The organism is Helicobacter sp. 23-1044, assembly GCF_053654695.1.
In genome coordinates, this window is sequence record NZ_JBSIUQ010000029.1 from 1 (window position 1) to 1,334 (window position 1,334).

Here is a 1,334-nt window from a genome sequence, read left to right on the forward strand (position 1 = left end):
GGCAATAATGAAAATTTACTATCCCAAATCTTAGACTTAAAATACTCAAATAATGAAGGCGAAGCAAAGCAAACCACGCATAATAATGACAAATGGAATAAAAAACCTGTGGTAAAGTTAGGCGAAGCACTAGTAATAAATCTCGCCAAAGTTGAAGCACTCACCGCGAAAAATGCTGTTGATATCGGCGTAGATTCTGCAAATTCTATCGGCATAATCTCTGCCACGCCAAATGTTAGCGTAAAAGGCATTACAAACGCAGATTCTGCGCCACCCACCACCGCAAACTCCACCTGCGCCACCGCAAATAAATTGAATGAAAGCTCCATAAATCTCTCGCAAGGCACAAGCGCAGGGGGCATTCTTTGGAGCATAAATGAGCAAAATGCCCTTTTAGGCGAGATAGATGCGACAATTATTGATAAAGCAATGGTAGATAAAATAAAAGAGCAAAAAGCACAAAATCTCTGTGGTAGTGGAGACTTCCCGTGTCCATTCCCCGTGGCGTTAAAGTTGAAGTTTGAATATGAAGTCGTCCCAAATGATTTCAAAATCGAGTTGTTAGATAAAAATGGCAACGCGCTAAAAGTCCTATATTTCGGGCAGGGAAGCACACCTGAGATTGAGGAAGGGAGCAAAGTGCGATTTACCGCGCTAAAAAGCGATAAAAAGACACCTGCCACAACCTTTTCGCAAACCTGCTCATCGCAGAATCTAGCAGTTGAAATCAAAGATATTGCGGGAAAAGGATTTGCATTAGAGATTTTAGGCAAGGATGGGAGCAAACCGCTGATTGTCTTTGCGAAGGATTTCAAAGATGGTATCGCAGAATCTAGCGCGATTGTAAAAGTCGATAAAGATAAAGGCGTCCCATTTACGCCAAATATGAAAAGCGAACCAATTTTCACAAATAAAAATTTCCCAAATGGCATTCCAAGCGAGATTGCCTTCGCGCAGTTTCCAAACTCATATTATCCCAAATATGACACAACGCTAGATAATGAATTGCTAATCCTCCGTGCGCGGATAAATGCCATTGACACGGATAATCAAGCGACAAATTTCAACACCGCCTCAAACTCAAAAGTCTTTTATGAGTTTCAATGTGAGTATTGCAATCTAACCGAAGTCGGCAAAATCACAGGCGTAAATAACTATGAAAAGAGCAAAACACAGCAAGGATGGTGGATTGATAGGACTTTTAGCACTTATAACGCCACGCAAATCACGCAAGACAAATTAGAAATCGAAAATTTAGGAAATAAGCAAATCAAGCGCGTTAGCGGCGTGACAAATGGAATGCAAGAAATCGCATATAACTTTTTAGGCGCAGG

At 41.1% G+C, this 1,334-nt stretch carries 1 protein-coding gene; it reads left to right on the top strand.

From position 1 onward, the window contains the following. Nucleotides 1-1,334: hypothetical protein (locus ACWIUD_RS12040; protein WP_454149401.1), on the top strand; the 1,334-nt coding region annotated here is incomplete at both ends.